The 17929-nt window shown below is 38.7% G+C and carries 21 protein-coding genes and 1 riboswitch; of the genes, 5 read left to right on the forward strand and 16 right to left on the reverse strand.

The window, feature by feature from the left end:
* Positions 1-166: 166 nt before the first annotated feature.
* The 4 genes from IGI46_RS13260 to IGI46_RS13275 form a co-directional block, all read right to left on the reverse strand.
* Positions 167-667 (reverse strand): hypothetical protein, encoded by a 501-nt coding sequence (locus IGI46_RS13260; protein ID WP_429963573.1) that lies wholly within the window; start codon positions 665-667, stop codon positions 167-169.
* Positions 668-689: 22 nt separating this feature from the next.
* Positions 690-1058, reverse strand: a complete 369-nt coding sequence (locus tag IGI46_RS13265) for a DUF6483 family protein (protein ID WP_429963574.1) — start codon at positions 1056-1058, stop codon at positions 690-692.
* 372 nt (positions 1059-1430) lie between these two features.
* A complete protein-coding gene (locus tag IGI46_RS13270) occupies positions 1431-2015 on the reverse strand; it encodes a GrpB family protein (protein WP_429973563.1) in 585 nt (194 codons plus the stop codon).
* Positions 1903-2403, reverse strand: coding sequence for a hypothetical protein (locus IGI46_RS13275; RefSeq protein WP_429973564.1), 501 nt, complete (start codon positions 2401-2403; stop codon positions 1903-1905). The genes IGI46_RS13270 and IGI46_RS13275 overlap by 113 nt, the downstream gene beginning before the upstream one ends.
* 288 nt (positions 2404-2691) lie before the next feature.
* A riboswitch (FMN riboswitch) is annotated at positions 2692-2808 on the forward strand.
* A 113-nt stretch (positions 2809-2921) separates the two neighbouring features.
* Between IGI46_RS13275 and IGI46_RS13280 the strand changes: the two genes are divergently transcribed.
* Positions 2922-3521 (forward strand): ECF transporter S component, encoded by a 600-nt coding sequence (locus IGI46_RS13280; RefSeq protein WP_207704876.1) that lies wholly within the window; start codon positions 2922-2924, stop codon positions 3519-3521.
* Positions 3521-3976, forward strand: a complete 456-nt coding sequence (locus IGI46_RS13285; protein WP_429963577.1) for a pyridoxamine 5'-phosphate oxidase family protein — start codon at positions 3521-3523, stop codon at positions 3974-3976. The genes IGI46_RS13280 and IGI46_RS13285 overlap by 1 nt, the downstream gene beginning before the upstream one ends.
* A gap of 38 nt (positions 3977-4014) precedes the next feature.
* On the opposite strand, the gene IGI46_RS13290 is transcribed toward IGI46_RS13285, so the two are convergent.
* Entirely contained in the window at positions 4015-4638 is a 624-nt protein-coding gene (locus IGI46_RS13290) for an NAD(P)H-binding protein (protein ID WP_207704874.1), read from the reverse strand.
* Positions 4639-4790: 152 nt separating this feature from the next.
* Here IGI46_RS13290 and IGI46_RS13295 point away from each other — a divergent pair, with 152 nt between their 5' ends.
* The 3 genes from IGI46_RS13295 to IGI46_RS13305 are packed head-to-tail and all read left to right on the forward strand — an operon-like array spanning position 4791 to position 6622.
* Positions 4791-5576, forward strand: a complete 786-nt coding sequence (locus IGI46_RS13295) for a bifunctional hydroxymethylpyrimidine kinase/phosphomethylpyrimidine kinase (RefSeq protein WP_429963578.1) — start codon at positions 4791-4793, stop codon at positions 5574-5576.
* Positions 5573-6067, forward strand: a complete 495-nt coding sequence (locus IGI46_RS13300) for an ECF transporter S component (RefSeq protein WP_429963579.1) — start codon at positions 5573-5575, stop codon at positions 6065-6067. The genes IGI46_RS13295 and IGI46_RS13300 overlap by 4 nt, the downstream gene beginning before the upstream one ends.
* A gap of 15 nt (positions 6068-6082) precedes the next feature.
* Positions 6083-6622 carry a TIGR01440 family protein gene (locus tag IGI46_RS13305; RefSeq protein WP_429963580.1) on the forward strand — a complete coding sequence of 180 codons (540 nt, stop codon included), beginning with the start codon at positions 6083-6085 and terminating at the stop codon, positions 6620-6622.
* 34 nt (positions 6623-6656) lie between these two features.
* On the opposite strand, the gene IGI46_RS13310 is transcribed toward IGI46_RS13305, so the two are convergent.
* The 11 genes from IGI46_RS13310 to aroC all read right to left on the reverse strand — a co-directional run bounded on the left by IGI46_RS13310 (position 6657) and on the right by aroC (position 17762).
* Positions 6657-7142 carry a GNAT family N-acetyltransferase gene (locus IGI46_RS13310; RefSeq protein WP_429963581.1) on the reverse strand — a complete coding sequence of 162 codons (486 nt, stop codon included), beginning with the start codon at positions 7140-7142 and terminating at the stop codon, positions 6657-6659.
* Between the two features lie 64 nt (positions 7143-7206).
* On the reverse strand, positions 7207-7719 hold the full coding sequence (locus IGI46_RS13315) for a type 1 glutamine amidotransferase domain-containing protein (protein ID WP_429973565.1): 513 nt from the start codon (positions 7717-7719) through the stop codon (positions 7207-7209).
* 83 nt (positions 7720-7802) lie between these two features.
* Positions 7803-10046 carry an AAA family ATPase gene (locus IGI46_RS13320; protein WP_429973566.1) on the reverse strand — a complete coding sequence of 748 codons (2244 nt, stop codon included), beginning with the start codon at positions 10044-10046 and terminating at the stop codon, positions 7803-7805.
* An 18-nt stretch (positions 10047-10064) separates the two neighbouring features.
* Complete coding sequence (locus tag IGI46_RS13325) at positions 10065-10544, reverse strand: DUF6530 family protein (RefSeq protein WP_207701349.1); 480 nt, start codon at positions 10542-10544, stop codon at positions 10065-10067.
* Between the two features lie 117 nt (positions 10545-10661).
* Positions 10662-11510, reverse strand: coding sequence for a DegV family protein (locus IGI46_RS13330; RefSeq protein ID WP_429973567.1), 849 nt, complete (start codon positions 11508-11510; stop codon positions 10662-10664).
* An 80-nt stretch (positions 11511-11590) separates the two neighbouring features.
* Positions 11591-12769, reverse strand: coding sequence for an LCP family protein (locus tag IGI46_RS13335; protein ID WP_429963584.1), 1179 nt, complete (start codon positions 12767-12769; stop codon positions 11591-11593).
* Positions 12770-12868: 99 nt separating this feature from the next.
* Entirely contained in the window at positions 12869-13708 is an 840-nt protein-coding gene (gene pheA, locus IGI46_RS13340; protein ID WP_429963585.1) for a prephenate dehydratase, read from the reverse strand.
* Entirely contained in the window at positions 13708-14208 is a 501-nt protein-coding gene (locus IGI46_RS13345) for a shikimate kinase (protein ID WP_207701345.1), read from the reverse strand. The genes pheA and IGI46_RS13345 overlap by 1 nt, the downstream gene beginning before the upstream one ends.
* 2 nt (positions 14209-14210) lie before the next feature.
* Positions 14211-15494 (reverse strand): 3-phosphoshikimate 1-carboxyvinyltransferase, encoded by a 1284-nt coding sequence (aroA, locus tag IGI46_RS13350; RefSeq protein ID WP_429963586.1) that lies wholly within the window; start codon positions 15492-15494, stop codon positions 14211-14213.
* 4 nt (positions 15495-15498) lie between these two features.
* Positions 15499-16581: a prephenate dehydrogenase gene (locus IGI46_RS13355; protein WP_429963587.1), complete on the reverse strand. Its 1083-nt coding sequence runs from the start codon at positions 16579-16581 to the stop codon at positions 15499-15501.
* A 14-nt stretch (positions 16582-16595) separates the two neighbouring features.
* Positions 16596-17762: a chorismate synthase gene (aroC, locus tag IGI46_RS13360; RefSeq protein WP_429963588.1), complete on the reverse strand. Its 1167-nt coding sequence runs from the start codon at positions 17760-17762 to the stop codon at positions 16596-16598.
* Positions 17763-17929 lie beyond the last annotated feature (167 nt).

Raw genomic sequence — 17929 nt, forward strand, 5'->3', positions numbered from 1 at the left:
CACTTTAATTAGGGTGGATTCCACGAATACAAGAAAAAAATTAACACTCAGTAATTTGCTGAGTGTTCTTTTATTAATGATTCCAACCGTTTCTTTCTTTTAATCAACATGGCAAAAAAATCAATACGTTTTTCAAGACATTAAAAATAGCTTAGACAAAAATATCCTAATCTATCTGCTTAATTTCCATATGAATAATCTGATTTAAATTTAACGGGAATACTACCTCTTGTTCTACTTCGCATTGATCAAAGGATAAGGGATGTTCATACTTGTTTGCCCAGTTTCTTATTCCTGCCAGATCAATTCCGATTTCTGGAAAGTCTACTTTCCCTTCAATCAATAATATCTCTGCTCCCTTTTCCAGCCATGAATAATCCATAAAGTTCATTTGCTTACTCCAAGAAACAAATGAAGAAGTCTCTATTACACCAAATGGGTAGTTGTGTTCAAACTCGTGATGAATTCGATAAATAGGTCCGGAATATTGGGCCATTCGAGCAAAATCTGCTTCGTAATCCATAGGGGTTTCACAGCCTTCGATTCGTTGAATTTCAAGAATTAAGTCCTGCCATAGCTGATCGTAATATGTCAGCTCTTGAGTACTTCTTTTTTCAGATGCAGGATGTTCCAGCCAGCGCATAATATCTTTTGCTAAATCTGCCATATTTCCACCACACTTTTTAAATTTATCCGTCGGTTCGCTGAATCAGAAGGCGTTGAAGTTCATCTTGCCCTTGACGAATTTCCTCCACTGAAAAATTGGCTTCTAGAAGTTCGCTCTCGGGTATATTCGACAGCTTTTGGTAAAACCAGGAAGAAATAGATGTGATTTGATGGTTCGTTAATAGATGAAGATGCGCAAAAAAGATATCCTCAGCTTCACAAATATTTCGTAGCAACACATTTTCGTACATGTATTGTGTTAAGGAAACCGAGCGCATTTCACCCGTCAGCGAATCCTTAACATCAATTAACGGATCATTATTGGTTTGTTTTATCATCGGTAATTGCTTGGGAATAATTTGTAATTGACGCATTAACCAATCATCTTGCATCACTTTACCTCCTGCTATTTTCATTTTATCACCGCGTTTTTCATTTTCCTAACGATATCCTTATTGAATTAAATAGAAAAAAGATTCTTCTAAGATAGTAAGGTTGAACAAATAGTTAATAATGCAAAAAAGCCTACAGTGATAAAACTGTAGACGTAGTTTCGATTGATTTAATCGTAAGGCTTATTAGTTCGCCAGGAATATTATTAATACAATAGTATTTCCTATAGCGGTTAGTAATGGTCCTACCATTTCTAATTTACTTATTTTTATTCCAATAATTCTGTCACAAAATGGTATTCCAATCATTATCAATGATACTGCAATAAGGAAAGATTTTGATTTGAAGATAAACAATCCTGCAGTCCACTATCAATCTTTTTTACCATATCCATATTTTTCTCCATAAAAATTTTTCGCCTCTGCAGTTACTTTTTTGATGAAGCTTCCCTTCTCATCCGTGTATCGATTCCGATCGTTCCGATATTTGACAGCTAAAACTTCTTTTAATTGTTCATAGTCTTGTGCGGTAGTCGGGAATTGGTTTAAGTAATCACGGAAATATAATTCATCATTATCACCGATGTACCGTAGATGAATATGATAAACCTTTTCAGCAAAACCATCAGGTGTGTATCCGCAATTTAAAGAGATTCGGTTTACAGATGCCGACATAATGATGCAATCATGCTCTTCTAATATATCTGCTATTGGTTGAAGTACTGCATTAGGCGAGAGCTCAACTAGTACATCTACAATGTTTTTAGCCTTTATTTCTTTTATTGCTGTACTTCCAATATGCGAAATTCTTAAACATTGCTCTTTTGGAATCCAATCCGTCAGCTTACTCTCGATTTCTTGATAATAGTTTTGCCATTCTAATCTTGAGTTGCTTAGTTCGATAGGAAAGAGTTGCCAAAGTTCCTTCAGACTCATATCCGAAAGTTTCTTCTTCATTTATTTTTACCTCTTTAGGCTTCAATTTATGCAAAGCTAATAAAAGTACTGGTTTTTGAAAGTACATACCTCTTTCTAACTGTTGAATTCTTCTTAACTTGTCAATGACTTCCTGATTATTTCTCATCATTGCTTCGGCCTTTTCGTTCTGCAGCTCTTCAGTTTTCTTTTGATTAATTGTTGCAGCGATACTTAAGTTAGACACTAGCAGAATAAAGACTACTACGTAAAACAATTCAGTTCGTTCTCCATTAGAATTAGCCACCAATACAAAGGGAACAATAAAAATCAAGGCAAAGCTAACCCATTGATACATCGTCAACGCCTTCAGTTTCCTTGGTTTTTCTTCAAAGGTGACCGTTGTAGCTGAATAAATGGATAAAAACAAGGCCTCAAGCTCCTCGTACTGGCGATGTGTCTTTTGCCAGCGATACTCCGCTTGATCCTTAGTCAGCCCTCGTTGCTTTATATAATAGTTGATTGCTTTCGATTTTCTTATGATGATGATCACCACATTTCATTGATAAAATATTTTTCTAGATCAAGGTTACTTTGTCTAGTTTATCATATCTGCACCTACTTTTTTTAGTCTTTCATGAGAAAAAGTCGATAGTTTGCTAAGAAAAAAATGAAAAACCGCTTGCAATTCCAGAACTTGTATGTGAAAATGAACACAATAGTTCTTCAGGGCAGGGTGAAATTCCCGACCGGCGGTGATAGTCCGCGAACCTTTTTAGGTTGACTCAGTGTAATTCTGAGACCGACAGTATAGTCTGGATGGAAGAAGAAAAATAGGCGTGTTTAGTGATCAATCTTCTGGTCTATTTAAGCACCTTTTTTCTACTTTGTTGTGCCTTGCGAATTTGTTGTAAGGTTCTTTTTTATGTTTGAGAAAGGTGTGACAGAATGAAATTTACTGCAAGAAAACTCGTATTAACCGCTATCATGGGTACCATCGCTTATTTATTAATGATGTTCAAATTCCCGTTACCGTTTATGCCACCGTTCATGGACTTTGATCTGGCTGGTGTTCCGGAAATGATTGGTACCTTCCTTTTGGGGCCTATCTCTGGTTTGCTGATTGTTTTGATTAAGCTGTTAATCAAGCTAACCACAGTAGGAACTACCTCTATGTTCACAGGAGAAATTCAAAACTTTCTTCTGAGTGCCAGTTTTATCCTACCTTCATGGTTCTTTTACCAACGCTCTCATAAAAAACAGCAGGCGTTCATGGGGATGGTCGTAGGAACACTGTCAGCAATTGTGGTGGCCTGTGTTTCAAATATCTACTTTATTATCCCTTTTTATGCGACCCTTTATGGCTTATCTATGGAGGCCGTTGTTGCAATGACTCAAGCTGTGAATCCCTTTGTGGACAGCGTTTGGAAATTAGTAGTAATTGGGATCGTGCCTTTCAACCTAATAAAATTCGGGGTGTGCTCCGGCATCGTTTACTTGTCATTGGATCGCTTGCGATCAATCTTCTTAAGACGGGAGTTTAGCTAATGGATTTTAAAATAGCTTTGGATCAATTTTATAAAAAGCTTGGTAAGAAAAAGATTATGGCATTAGCTACCAGTCTAAATGATCATGTCACAGTGCGAAATGTCAGTGTAATTATTTATGAAGGTCGTTTACTATTTAAAACTGATAAAAATTTTCGAAAAACCAGGCAACTATTAGAAAATCCCAATGTGGCAATTTGTTACTGGGGAGTACAAATCGAAGGGAAAGCTGTAAATCACGGGTTGTTAGTTGATGAACCTAACCAGTTTTTCCAACAGCTGTATCAAGCATCCTGGGATAAAAGTTATAATGCGTACCCCCACAAAGACACTGAAATTCTGCTTGAAATTCTGCCCAACTTTGTTGAGATTTGGGATCAGGACGATCAAGAAAAAGGTTTTCAAGTGTTAATTGACTTCGATAAGCAACAAGCGAAGGTTCAACATTATGATTAGAAGAAAGCAGCCCGCCGATTGTGGTGGGCTGCTTTCTTTTAAATGGCTGCTAATGCTTCATCAATTGGTGTATCACCGTCACCCATCATAATCACTTTTTGATAGGTGTTTGGCCGTTCCAATACCTCAGCCAAAACGGCTGCTACATTTTCGATGGAGTTTTCACTACGTTTTTCGATGGAAGTAGTAATATTGCCACTACCTGTTTCTTCTTTTAAAGAACCCGGTTGAATAATTGTATAATCTAAATCAGTGTTATTAATTAACCACGAATCAGAAAAATATTTAGCAATATTATAATTCAAAATACTATCACTCCAATTTTCGGGAACTAAAGCAAACAATGAACTTAATTGAATATATCGACCTATTCCTTCTTGTTCAGCTGCCTGCATCAGTTTTACTGCACCGTATAAATCTGTTTGCAGCAAATCCTTTCCTCGAGAACCCGCTACAAAATAAATGGCTTCTGCATCACCTAAGGTTTTAGCCAAATCAGCCACATCATCGTGCAAATCTAAATGGACTGGTTTTACTTGATCATTCATAGGAATTTCATTTTCTCTTCTTGCCCCGGCGTAAACGAAGTGTCCTTTTTCTACTAGGTTTTCAATTAAAAGTTGGGCAACTCGACCAGTTGCTCCAGCAACAAATACTTTCATAGATGATTCCTCCTTTTTCTCAATGCTAACCGATTCCGCCTATTCCCACAAATGATTAAACTTCTAGAAAATTGGATGAGCAACAAAACAACCAATTGGCTGTTTTTATTTTCACAACGTAGATTATAATTAAAAAGCATAAGGAGGTTGTTATGACAAAAAATATCTTAACTATCGCTGGATCAGACACCTTAGGCGGTGGTGGACTTCAATCAGACTTAAAAACCTTTGAACAGTATCAATTATTCGGTCTAACAGCCGTTACTTGTATTGCCGTAGTCGAAGATAAAGAATTTATTATTCAGGATCTTTCATCAAAACTTTTGGAGCAACAGTTGCAGACAATTCAATCAGGAGTAGATTTGGCCGGAATCAAAATTGGGTTGATCAATAATATTCGTTCACTTCAGGTGATCAAACATTTTTTACAAAAGCAAAATGTCCCCATCGTTCTTGACCCAGTACTGGCTTTCAAAGAAACAACTGAAGTTTATCAGAAAAACTATCGTGACTTAATGATTCAGGAATTGTTTCCGCTAGCTACTATAGTAACACCTAATTTGAAAGAAGCTGAATTACTGAGCGGATTGAGCATTACAGATGAGCTATCGATGAAGAAAGCAGCGGAAAATATCCAGCAACAAGGGAAAACCTCCGTTGTAATAAAAGGTGGACAGCGCCTAGCTGGTAAAACAGCTCTCGATCTCTACTATGATGGGAATGAGTTTGAACTGTATCGTAAACCAAAACTGATGGAAAAAACGATCAACGGAGCTGGTTGTACCTTTGCCTCAGCAATTGCTTCCAATTTAGTTTTAGGAAAGTCTTCCACTGAGGCAATTCAACAAAGTAAAAAATTTGTTTATCAAGCCATTCAGCATGGGGTTGTGTTGAAAAATGGAGATGGAAATGTTTGGTATAAGGAGGATAACGAATGAAAATAAGAACACTAACTACGTTAGCAATGATGGTAGCATTAACGGTGACACTCTCAATTATGTTCATCATACCGGTCCCGGCAACAAAAGGTTTTGTTACTCTCTGTGAAGCAGGAATCTACACTTCTGCCTTACTATTTGGTCCTACAGGTGGATTGTTTGTAGGGGCATTAAGTGGTGGATTAATTGATATGATTTCTGGCTACCCTGAGTGGGCGTTCTTTTCAATTATGATTCATGGTTTGCAAGGATTAATACTAGGAGCTGTTTATCAGAAGCTGTCTTATCGCAACGGAATGATTTTAGGTTTTTCATTTGCTAGTTTATTTATGATTATTGGTTATGCTTTGGCTACTGCTTTTCTTTACAGCTGGCCGGCGGGGCTAGCCTCGCTGCCAACTAACTTAGTTCAAAATCTTTTCGGCATTGCCGTGACAGTTCCTCTATATCAGGCATTACACCGAATTGTTCATCGATTACAATTTAAATAGAAGGAAGTTTTACCTATGGAAAAAAAAGAATTGAAAGAATCGTTAACCACAATCGTTCACGAGATTTTAAACGAATCCGACCTGAAATCAGGAAATGTTTTTGTATTAGGTTGTACTACTAGTGAAATCGTTGGCGGTATGATCGGTAAAAAATCGAGCAAAGAAGTTGGCGAATGGGTAATTGAAACCTTGAAAGAAATCCTGGATTTGAGGGGTATTTATTTAGCCGTTCAAGGCTGCGAACACATCAATCGTGCGCTAGTCGTCGAAAGAGAAATAGCTGAGAAAAAAGATTGGAAAATTGTTAATGTAAGACCAGTGCTGCATGCCGGCGGCTCCTGTTCAGTAGCTGCTTTCGAACAATTTACTGATCCAGTAGAAGTGGAACATGTTGTAGCACAAGCAGGTATTGATATAGGAGATACTTCAATTGGAATGCATATTAAACATGTTCAAGTTCCCGTTCGTCCATCTATTAAAGAATTAGGCGGTGCTCACGTTACAGCCTTAAGAAGCCGGGCAAAATATATTGGTGGACCTAGAGCAAATTATTAAAAGAAACGCTTCTCATTTTTTGAGAGGCATTTCTTTATAATGCCTTTCGATAATAGCCCTTTTCGCTATCATAGATAAAGTCATTGGCTAATAAAACCTTATTTGAAGAAATATTTTCATGATCCGGTTCCACAAGAACCTCTCGTACTCCTGTTTCTTGTTGCTGAATTTGTCCTATTAGGTGTTTTATAATCTGCTTGCCATAACCTTTACCTAAAAAAGCTGGCTTGCCTATCAAATAATCCAAACTATAGAACCTTCCCGATTCTTCTACATCCAGCCACTCTTCCAATTCTTTTGCTCGAAAACAGTCATAGTATTGGCAAAATCCAATTGGATCACCATCCAACATGACGATATAATGATGAATCCAATTAAACTTACCGTGACGTTGATCAATTTCCATTAACCAATTTTCTGGATGGATCAACCATTGCCGAACATAGTCTTGATATAACCAGTCCTCCATTAATTTTCGATCATGATCTTCAAAAACACGAAGATGAATTGGCTTTTCCATAGTTTTCCTCCTTACACCCCCATTAATCAAAAAAGCCTAACGAATAATTCGCTAGACTAGTTAATTAAGCATGGAGAATTTCAATAATCTTTTCGTTAAATGCTGGAATATCATCTGGATTACGACTGGTTACCAGCATATTATCTACTACGACTTCTTCGTCTTTTACATTGGCACCTGCATAAGCAATATCGGGACGAACCGTATCGTACGCTGTCATGGTACGACCTTTTGTCAAACCCGTTTGAATGAACAATTGTGGTGCGTGACATATCGCAAACAATGGACGATCATTCTCTAAAAAGTACGCCACAAAATCAACAAAACGCTGATCTGCTCTCAATTGATCTGGCGAGAAACCACCAGGAATTAGCAAAGCATCAAAGTCTTCAGGATTAACGTCATCAATATTGGTGTCAATAATAAATGTATTGCCTTGTTTACCTGTGATTTCTTTGCCTGCTTCTTTTTCAATTAATACGACTTCATTGCCATCTTTTTCTAAAGCTTCTTTCGGGGAAGTTAACTCGACATCTTCCACTAGGTCAGTAACAATTACTGCAATCTTTTTTGTCATAGGGTATCTTCCTTTCTTTTAGCTTACTTACAGACTAGCGAAGAAAGAAAAAGATTACAAACAATCTGTTTGTATCAAAATTATTAGATAAATCGACCAATCAATTGTAAGAGTTGTTGTGGCATAGTAGCTAAATCGCTAATGTCGACAAAACGATCTTCACCGTAAATATTCTTGATAGATTCTTTATCTTCACCAATTGCACATGCGATAAAAATAATTCTCTTTCTTTCATAATCAGACAATACTTGTTGAATATCTGCTTCTGCTTTCCTTGCAGTGTAATCTGGCAAAGCTTTTGGTTGTCCATCACTAATATTCAATAAGATTTTAGTATCTGCTGTTTCATTGCTTAACTTTTCGGCTAACAAACGCAAAGGAACCCCATCACGATTATTTTGGCGAGGTTTCATAGTGGTGATTTTCGCAGCCAAAAAATCGTAAGAATCGTTAAATTCTTTATAAGAGTATAAGGAGGTCTTTTCCCGCTGGCTAACGTCCGCAGAATCGCCATACAAAGTAAAGGGAATATTCGTTTTCTCAGCAAATAGACCGAGTGCCAAGGCAGCTTGTTTGGCTTTCTCGATACGTTCCTCCCGTACCATTGACCCTGATTCATCTACACGTACTGCTAAAGCCAGAGAAGGCTGTTCGCTAGGTGGGTTTCTCTTATCAAAATTACGAAGATCCCCATAAGCCACCCGTGATGGATTGAAGCGACTGCCATAATACTTACCCTTGGAATAGTCCGTACTTTCTTCCTTCTCCAGCAGGTCATTAATCACACGACTCAAGCTTTCAACCTCAGGTAGTACAATCCTGGTTAGTTCTTTTCCTTTATCAACAGCCTCAGCAGTAACTTTAGGACGATGAACAATTGTGCCTTCTCGAGCATGAACCGTGTCTTTGAGTACTGCCCGAGTTTCCCGGTTTAGTTCCTTACGCTGCTGCTTATCCCATTCTGCCATTTCATCTAATGAAAAATTTGAGCCAGTCTTATCATTCTCGGACATGACGGCTTTCTCACTTTTTCCATCCGAGGTATTTCGTTTCATATCAGAAGTTTCTTCTACTTTAGAAGAAACGACTGTTGATTCCTTTTCTATTGAATCTGCCTCTTGGTCAGGTTCATTTGTAGAGTTAGACTCATCTAAAGCTTCTCCAGTTAAGGTAGCCTGTTCCGCTTCTCGAGTGATGTTTCGTTTATCTGCTTCCTCAGCACTAATCACACGGCCTTTATTTTGTTGAATAATTTCTTTACTTTCTATCTGCTGCAATTCTACCAATAAACCACTTTCATCGAGAGCATTGGATAAAATTGAGAGCTCATTCTCCTCAGTGGTTATCTTGTATAGGACTTTTGGGAAAATACTAGCCAAAGGATCTTGCCCTTGTTTCAGACTATTCACCCAAAAAAAGTAAGATCGCATGCCTGCAACGCCCTTGATTGCATTGGCTTTCGCTATTTCATCTAACAGGCGAATAATCTTAGCCATGGTTTCTAAATAACGGGTATCATTAAAATCTGTTTTTGCCTGAGCACGTTCCGTCATTACTTCAATAGAAGGGAGATCCATTTTTTCAGCATGCTGTACTCGATCCCGTAAAGATTCATTTAAAGGACGATTGCCCTGGTAATTGCGATTTGTTGTAATCACTACTACACAGTCTGGGTGTCGTCGAATGATTCCAGTGGGAATATTCAAAATTCCATTGTTTTCAAGTGCTGAGTTTAATGCCACTAAAACAGAAGCATCACGGATAACTGTAGGCTCTTGAATTTCCAACAAGTAGCCTTTTTCGATTGCTCTTACGATTTCAGAAGGATAAAACTTGTACTGAATAGGTCGATTATCCGCCTCATCGGTAACTCGTTGAATCAATTCAGCAAAACGCTCACGAGCCTTTTCTTGACTAATACTGTAATGTCTAGCAATTAGTTCCAAAACTCCTTCTAAACAATCTGCTTGATAAATGGCTTCCAATAATTCATTATCCACCTCATCGTCAGCAGTCACGACAGGCAGCAAGGCACCAAAGACATCTGTTTTATCCATATCCGCAAAACAGGTTACTTTTGTATACGGCAGTTGCAAATCAGCGGATAACGCCCGAGCAAGCTGGGTTTTTCCAGAACCAGCATCCCCTTCTAACAAAACATTCATTACTTTCATCTCTGGATCTTCCCAATTTAATTTAATCTCAGAAGCGATCCGCAGTTCTTCCTGACTGGTTTGATGACTAGAGGGCTTACGCCAGATCATTTGCTGCTCCATCTTAGAAAAATGACGACCTTCAGTAACTGAGTAAGGCATCGTTTCCGTCATGTAAAGTCACACCTTTCTTTAATAGCCTAGATCAGTTAACAAACGTTTTAAGGTTCGATAACGTTCTCCGATTAATTCGCCATTCTTATTCATTGTGTCATTAAAGAGAATAATGTCCTCATCAATTTTAGGATTTTCAGTGTCTACCTCTACGGTCATTCGTCCACCCTGAAGCCCAATAATATCCACTGTTGGATTCTCTGGATCATAAAATTTTTCATATCGGTAAGCATCCTGCAAATATAAACTTGATTGAGCAACTAGTATCGCCAAATCCAAAATTCGGGTGATTGGCAACTCTTCTGATTGGCGTGACCATTTCTCACCAGTATGTCGCCACACTTTCCCAGATATGTCGACCTTGCCTCGATCATTCCACTGAGCTAAACCTAACGTTAAGCCCTTTGCATCACTTTCCCAAGCATTATAACCATCAATTTTATCATAGTCCTCTACTAAGAAGACTGGTTTATGTTTTAAGTTCGTTGGAATTTTCATATATTTTACTCCTTTACTAGATTAGTAAATTACTAAACAACTAAAGCATAGCGAAGTCGCTGGCATTTTACAAACAAAAAAGACCGTCAAGAACAATAAATTCTTAACGGTCGTACTTTAAACTGCTGCTACACCCAAAGCAATTGCTTTATCGCCTAAATGAGTCCCAATCACAGGGCCAAAGCTGCCGATTTCTATAATTGCTTCAGGATATTGCTGCTTCAATTTGTTGAACTCTACCTGAGCCAATTCCAAGTTATTAGCATGAATGACATACAAACGCAATTCTGCAGAAGAGTCTTGGCGATGCTGACCAATAATTTCTTCTGTCCTCTGTAAGGCCTTTTTCAATGAACGGATTTTTTCGTATAACACGATCTTTCCGTCAGTAAAAGTTAGAACTGGTTTAATTTTTAACAGCCCGCCTATGATAGCCGCACCATTGGTTAAGCGACCACCACGGACCAAGTTGTTTAAGTCATCAACAATAATGTAAGCATTGGTAGTATCTCTAATGTGGTCTACTCCTGCAATAATTTCTTCCAGGTCATTACCCTTATCCGTTAGTTCCAAAGCTTTTTCTACCATATAGCCCATTGGAACACTAGTAATTGTAGAGTCATACGGAACGACGGTTAATCCTTCGAGTTCATCTTTGATCGTATGAAGAGTCCGGACAAATCCAGAAATACCTTCTGAAAGATGGATACTCAAAATCGTGTCGTAGCCTTTAGCTTGAATATCTTGGTAAAGAGAGATCACCTCGCCTAAAACTGGTTGAGAAGTTGTTGGGAATTCCTGGCTTTGATTTAATAAACGATAAAATTCATCTTCATGAATGTTTACCCCTTCTTCAAAAGGTTGGCCATCAATTACAACAGGAATCGGAATAATGAACAAATCCTTATGGTCTTTAATGCGTTCATTGAGATAGGCTGAGCTATCTGTCACGATCGCTAATTTCATGATGATTTCCTCGTTTCGCTTAAAAATTTGCAATAAATAAAATATAGCATATTCTAGAGATCAATGGAATCTAAAATCTGTTATTTTGCTAAAAATGATTGAACAGCTTGAGCATTTTGAGCAAAGTCAACATATAAAACACTACCAGCATTGTAGGTATCTCCATAAGACCAAGTCCCATCAATTGGTAAGGTCAACCGATCAATTCCCACCGCTGTTTTAGCAAAATTAAAAGAGTTAGCTAACAAAAATCCATTGCCCATATCCGTAGATAGATAACCGAAAATCTTTCCAGCCGCATAAGGTCCACGCAGTAAGACTAGAGGATTTTTCAATTGGCCAAAGACCGTTTGGATCACCTGTTGCTGTCTTCGTACCCGTCCGAAATCTCCTTCTTCATCCATTCGGAAGCGAGCATAATTCAATAATGTATGGCCATTCATACGCTGAAACCCTTTAGAAATAGGCTCATCAATGTAAGAACTCATATCCTTTTCTGCCTCGATGGGAACACCTCTTGGGAACATGGCGTCAATCCCTTTTTCAAAGGACTGAAAATCGACCATTGCATAATAACGACAATCAACACCAAAATTCTCCTTTAAGGTTTGTCGGACCAAATCAGCACCACCGTAGGCATAAGCAGCATTTAGCTTGTTCTCGCCAACCCCAGGTATATTTACATACATGTCTCGCATAAATGAAACGAGTTTGGTTTTGCCCTTACCGTCTACCTGCAAAATCATCATGGAATCTGCACGGCCCGTTTCGTTATCTCGTGTGTCGCTGCCAAGGAGTAGAATATTCTTGGTTCCATCTGCTGATTCTACGCCGTTAAACTCCTGTGTTTCCACTTTAGGAATTGAAGAATCAAAACGTGCCATTACATTTCCTACTGCAAAGGTAACTACTGAATAAAGCAATAGTATAGCGATTATGCTAAGTATAATTCGTTTTACACTGCGCTTTTTCTTCGGTTTTTTTCCAGTCGGATAAACCTCCGGCCTTTTTGACTTTCTTTTAAAGCTGGGTAATTTTAACGTTGGAAGCTTGCGATTTTTTTTGGGTTTTGCTGTTTCTTCAGAATAATTTGTTTCTTTTGTTTGTTCATATATAGGTTGTGTTTCTAACGGCTCTGTCGGTGGCGTTTGATTTTGTTCATGTTCAGTCTTCTTGCGCTCACGACGAACCAGTGAAGATTTACGTTCAGATTTCTTACTTTGTTCATGGATTTTTTTGTAACGATCCACTCGACTCATTGGTCCACCTCTTTTTCGATGATGATAGTACAAAAATAGCAAATGAATGCTTTCATGTCCTATTATACTCACAAAAAATAAGAAAACCTTAACGTAGTGCTAAGGTTTTCGGTAAGTTGGATAATTTCCTATTAAATTAAAAGGGAAGTTTTGTCCATCCAATTGCGCTAATGCATTGTCTAATACAGTCGAATTTTCTGGAACCTCTAAATCAATGATGAAGAAGTAATCTCCTAATCGAGTTTTTTGCGGTCGCGACTCGATCTTTGTTAAGTTGATTTTTGCTTTAGCAAATATTTCCAGCAAGTGATACAAAGCACCGGGGCGGTCCATCGGCAAATCAACAATCAAAGTAGCTTTTTGTTCAGCAAAGAGTAGCTCAGTGTCAATTGGCTCGTCTCCTAATAACCAAAACCGAGTCTCGTTATTAGCGACTGACTGAATATCTTTCTCTACAATTACCAGATTATATTCTTTAGCAGCCATTTTCGGACCAATTGCCGCATAAATTTCTTTAGGATGGTCAGCTACCTTTTTAGCGCCTAAAGTCGTTGAAGCCATTTGTTCAATCTCTGCATTAGGGATACGATCACGAATAAATACTTGTGATTGTGCCAGTGCCTGTGGATGGCTGCAAATCAAGGTCGCATTCTGCCACTGGTTTTGATGAGCCTTGTGCACCATCAACTGCTGAGCAATCGGCAACACTAGTTCGCCCTGAATAGTTGGCAAAGTTTGGTAAACTCCGTCAATCGTCGGCAAAACCGAACCTTCAATTGTATTCTCTACGGGTACCATGGCATAATCAATCTGTTTGTTCATCCGTGCATCAATTAATTGTACCAAGGAGGAGTAGCTAATAAAATTTCCATTAGAAAAATAGCTGCAGGCAGCAGAATGAGTAAACGAACCTTTTGGACCCAAATAGCCAATATCCATTATACTCCAACCTTTTCTATGATTTCTTCAACAATTTCCTTGGGTGTACGACGAGAAGTATCCACCGTCACCTTTGCTAATTTTTCATAGAGCTTTTCCCTAGAAAAGAATAAATGCTTAATTTCTCCATCATTTTTATTGGCAGCATTTGGACGAATATTTTCTTGATCATTACGAATACGTTCGACCAAAACGTCTGGATCGGTTTTCAAATAAACAACCGTTTTATCTGATAAGATTTTTTGATTTTCCTTTTGTAAAATGACACCACCGCCAGTAGCAATTACCGAAGCTTGTTGAACAGCTTCCTTCAATAAATTTGTTTCATGCTCACGGAATGAAGGCTCCCCATGCTCTTCAAAGTAAACATTAATCGGACCAATCCGATCAACTAAGACATCATCCATGTCTACTCGTTGATAATTTAATGTTTCAGCTAATTCTTTGCTTATTGTTGTTTTTCCTGCTCCCATAAACCCAATCAACACAATTGCTTCCATTACTATATCCGCCCCTTTATTAATTGATCTAAATCTTTGAAAAAATCTGGATAAGAAATATTAATTGCCTCTGGATTGGTTAATTCGACAGCCTCGTTAGTTAACAATGCAGCGATTTGCAGCATCATCCCAATCCGATGGTCGCCATGACTGTCAACTGCTGCTCCATGTAAAGGTGTCGGACCATGGATTATCATGCCATCCTCGGTTGCTTCAATGTTAGCACCCATTTTATTTAGTTCATCGGCAGTCGCATCAATCCGGTTGGTTTCTTTGACTTTTAACTCCTGAGCATCCTTGATAATCGTCGTACCTTCTGCTTGAGTTGCGGCCAATGCCAGTATTGGTAATTCATCGATCAAACGCGGAATAATTTCTCCGCCAATTTCGCAGGCTTTCAATGTACTGCTTTCTACCAACAAATCAGCCGCTTGATTTTGTGTGTCTTCATTTGTCTGAGTAATCTTAGCACCCATTTTTTTCAGAACATCTAAAATACCAGTACGAGTAGGATTTACACCAACTTTTTTAAGACACAATGAACTTTCTGGAACTAATAGTGCAGCAACTAAGAAAAAGGCAGCTGAAGAAATATCTCCTGGTACATAAACCTCTTGACCCGTTAGTTTTTGATTACCAGAAAGGTAAATTTTCTTATCCTCAACCTTAATTTCACCGCCAAATTGACGAATCATCTGTTCCGTATGATTACGTGAACAAGCTTGTTCAATTACTGTAGTTTCTCCCTCAGCCTGCAAAGCTGCAAACAAAATTGCTGATTTGACCTGTGCACTAGCGATTGGCATTTGGTATTGGATAGCTTTCAATGCCCCACCTTTTACTGTGATTGGCGGATATTCTGTTTTTTGATTACCAGTAAGTTCTGCTCCCATCTGACGTAGCGGTCCCATTACCCGTTCCATCGGACGTTTATTTAAAGAACTATCGCCTTGAATAGTTGAATAAAAAGGCCGCCCTGCCAAAATCCCCATTACTAAACGCATCGTAGTACCTGAATTACCGGCATCCAGTATTTCAGTAGGTTGCTCCAACCCTTCAAATCCTTTTCCTTGAACCGTTAGTATCTCGTCTTTTTCTTCAATTGAAACACCCAACTTTTTAAAAACAGCAACTGAACTTAAGCAGTCCTCAGCTTTTAGAAAGTTGTGGATAGTGGTGGTACCATGACTGATTGCCCCAAACATCACACTACGGTGAGAAATTGACTTGTCTGCTGGAACTACTAATTCACCTAATAAACCTTTTGACTTTGACATTAAACGCATGGTATTAACTCCTTATCCGACATTTAAATTTTTCTGCTTCAACAAGTGCTTTGCCTGCCAGTAGATCTGTTTTACTTTTAAATGATAATTCTAAAACACCGAAAATATCCTCACGAGTTTCCTGAATTTTCAAGTTGATAATTGAAATTTTATGCTGACTTAATACCGTTGTTACTTGAGCGACTGCTCCAGCAATATCAGGAATATCTACCAACAAATCATAAAAGGCAGGAATAGCGCCTTGATCCTTTTGCGGTAAATGATCTCGTGTATTCTTGGCTTGAGCAAAGAATTGATAAATAGCTGCCTGATCATTACTTTTTAGTTGCTGCTTGATTTCATTCATTTCCTGCTGCCAGTCATCCATCAGCTTTAATAAAATTTTTCGGTTGGTCAGCAAAATATCAGTCCACATTTTGGGATCAGAAGAAGCGATTCTAGTTATATCACGAAAGCCACCTGCTGCCAGCTGATTTGCTCTAGGATAATTTCTTGCCAATTGATCGCTCATTTGCATCAGCCCTGAAGCTACGATATGAGGAAGATGGCTCAATACTCCCACCATTTCATCATGACTCTCTGGGTCAAGAACAACAAACTTAGCTCTGGTTGGTGCTAAAAGTTCAATCATCTGATCTACTATTGCTTGTTGATCCTCAACCGGTGTTAAAATATAGTAGGCTTCCTCAAATAAATTGGGATTTGCTGCTTTTACTCCGGATTTATGTGAGCCTGACATGGGATGTCCGCCTACAAAGGTCAAGGGTAAAGTTTTGGCCAATTGAACAATTGCCGATTTGGTACTACCAACATCGGTAACAATGGCGTCTTTTTTTAAGGGTAATTGAGCTAATTTTTGCAGATATTCTATTGAAACACTAACTGGTACCGCTAAAATAATAACATCCATCTCTACTGCTGACTCTAAACCCTCAGCGATTTCATCAACAATTCCAGTCTCTTGTGCAATCTGGCAACTTTCTGCTTGGAAATCCCAGCCGTACAGTTTGATGTCTGGACGTTTGATTGCTCGACACAAGGAAGCACCAATAAGACCTAAACCCACCACAAAAATTTTCTTTTCCATCTGCGACAACCTTCCTAAAACATCAAATGCTGTTTACGCATCTCTTCTACATTATTAATTAGATCCGCGATATTATCAGAATGAAACTGCTCTAGGATTTCAGTAGCGATAACTGTAGCTACTACATTCTCAGCTACAATAGCTGCTGCAGGTACTGCTGTACTGTCCGAACGTTCAACACTCGCTTTATAAGGTTCTTTAGTATCTATATCAACACTCATTAAGGGCTTGTACAAAGTAGGAATAGGCTTCATCACTCCCCGTACGACAATCTGCTCACCGTTGGTCATGCCTCCTTCAAAACCACCTAAATGATTGGTTTTGCGGCGGTAGCCCTCTGCTTCTTTCCAAGTAATTTCATCCATGACTTCTGAACCTGGTAAGTTTGCAGTCTGGAAACCAACACCAAATTCAACGCCCTTGAAAGCATTGATGCTGACAATCGACTGAGCAATTTTACCGTCCAATTTGCGGTCCCATTGAACGTAACTACCTAAACCAGCTGGAACATTCTCTAAACGAACTTCTACTACACCGCCAATTGTATTGCCAGCTCTTTTCGTTTCATCAATTTTAGCTTTTACCGCTTCATCAATAGAAGGATCAACCATGTTTACCTCTGAGGCTGCTGCAGCCTGTTGGATTTCCTTGACGCTGATTACTTCAGGAATTTTAGCTTCAATCCCACCTAGATTCACTACATGACTAGCAATTTCAATATCTAAAGCTTTTAAAATTTGCTTAGCTAATCCACCAACTGCAACGCGCATAGTTGTTTCACGTGCTGATGAACGTTCCAAAATATTACGCAAGTCTCGATGTTGATACTTCATGCCACCAACTAAATCTGCGTGACCCGGGCGTGGTTTAGTCACTTTGCGCAATTGCGCATCTTTTTCAGCGACTTCTTCTACTGACATGACGGTTTGCCAGTTTTTCCAATCACGGTTTTCCACGACCATGGTAATTGGTGCTCCCAATGTTCTCCCATGACGAATGCCTGAGGTGATTTGAACCTGATCCTTTTCAATTTTCATTCTGCCGCCACGTCCATACCCACCTTGACGTCTAGCCAACTCTTGATTAATTTCATCTAAAGATACCGCTATTCCTGCTGGTACTCCTTCAATAATTGCTGTTAATTGTGGTCCGTGTGACTCTCCTGCTGTTAAATAACGCATCCTTCATTCCTCTTTCTAAACCTGGATTTCAACCGACAAAAAAGACCCGCTTGTAGGTGTTACATCTACAATGGGTCCAATAAACGAAAAAAGCCATTATAGATGAATCATCTACATGGCTTTAAAGTCAATTTAAAGTTCTTCAGCCATCATAGATACAAACGTGC

The sequence above is a fragment of the Enterococcus sp. AZ163 genome (assembly GCF_050498925.1).
Classification (GTDB): Bacteria; Bacillota; Bacilli; order Lactobacillales; family Enterococcaceae; genus Enterococcus_A; species Enterococcus_A ferrettii.

Bases quoted from the DNA above. Each gene is read 5' to 3' on its own strand.
- IGI46_RS13260 (WP_429963573.1), bottom strand. From the start codon at position 667: ATGGCAGATTTAGCAAAAGATATTATGCGCTGGCTGGAACATCCTGCA.
- IGI46_RS13265 (WP_429963574.1), bottom strand. From the start codon at position 1,058: ATGCAAGATGATTGGTTAATGCGTCAATTACAAATTATTCCCAAGCAA.
- IGI46_RS13270 (WP_429973563.1), bottom strand. From the start codon at position 2,015: ATGAAGAAGAAACTTTCGGATATGAGTCTGAAGGAACTTTGGCAACTC.
- IGI46_RS13280 (WP_207704876.1), top strand. From the start codon at position 2,922: ATGAAATTTACTGCAAGAAAACTCGTATTAACCGCTATCATGGGTACC.
- IGI46_RS13285 (WP_429963577.1), top strand. From the start codon at position 3,521: ATGGATTTTAAAATAGCTTTGGATCAATTTTATAAAAAGCTTGGTAAG.
- IGI46_RS13290 (WP_207704874.1), bottom strand. From the start codon at position 4,638: ATGAAAGTATTTGTTGCTGGAGCAACTGGTCGAGTTGCCCAACTTTTA.
- IGI46_RS13295 (WP_429963578.1), top strand. From the start codon at position 4,791: ATGACAAAAAATATCTTAACTATCGCTGGATCAGACACCTTAGGCGGT.
- IGI46_RS13300 (WP_429963579.1), top strand. From the start codon at position 5,573: ATGAAAATAAGAACACTAACTACGTTAGCAATGATGGTAGCATTAACG.
- IGI46_RS13305 (WP_429963580.1), top strand. From the start codon at position 6,083: ATGGAAAAAAAAGAATTGAAAGAATCGTTAACCACAATCGTTCACGAG.
- IGI46_RS13310 (WP_429963581.1), bottom strand. From the start codon at position 7,142: ATGGAAAAGCCAATTCATCTTCGTGTTTTTGAAGATCATGATCGAAAA.
- IGI46_RS13315 (WP_429973565.1), bottom strand. From the start codon at position 7,719: ATGACAAAAAAGATTGCAGTAATTGTTACTGACCTAGTGGAAGATGTC.
- IGI46_RS13320 (WP_429973566.1), bottom strand. From the start codon at position 10,046: ATGACGGAAACGATGCCTTACTCAGTTACTGAAGGTCGTCATTTTTCT.
- IGI46_RS13325 (WP_207701349.1), bottom strand. From the start codon at position 10,544: ATGAAAATTCCAACGAACTTAAAACATAAACCAGTCTTCTTAGTAGAG.
- IGI46_RS13330 (WP_429973567.1), bottom strand. From the start codon at position 11,510: ATGAAATTAGCGATCGTGACAGATAGCTCAGCCTATCTCAATGAACGC.
- IGI46_RS13335 (WP_429963584.1), bottom strand. From the start codon at position 12,769: ATGAGTCGAGTGGATCGTTACAAAAAAATCCATGAACAAAGTAAGAAA.
- pheA (WP_429963585.1), bottom strand. From the start codon at position 13,708: ATGGATATTGGCTATTTGGGTCCAAAAGGTTCGTTTACTCATTCTGCT.
- IGI46_RS13345 (WP_207701345.1), bottom strand. From the start codon at position 14,208: ATGGAAGCAATTGTGTTGATTGGGTTTATGGGAGCAGGAAAAACAACA.
- aroA (WP_429963586.1), bottom strand. From the start codon at position 15,494: ATGCGTTTAATGTCAAAGTCAAAAGGTTTATTAGGTGAATTAGTAGTT.
- IGI46_RS13355 (WP_429963587.1), bottom strand. From the start codon at position 16,581: ATGGAAAAGAAAATTTTTGTGGTGGGTTTAGGTCTTATTGGTGCTTCC.
- aroC (WP_429963588.1), bottom strand. From the start codon at position 17,762: ATGCGTTATTTAACAGCAGGAGAGTCACACGGACCACAATTAACAGCA.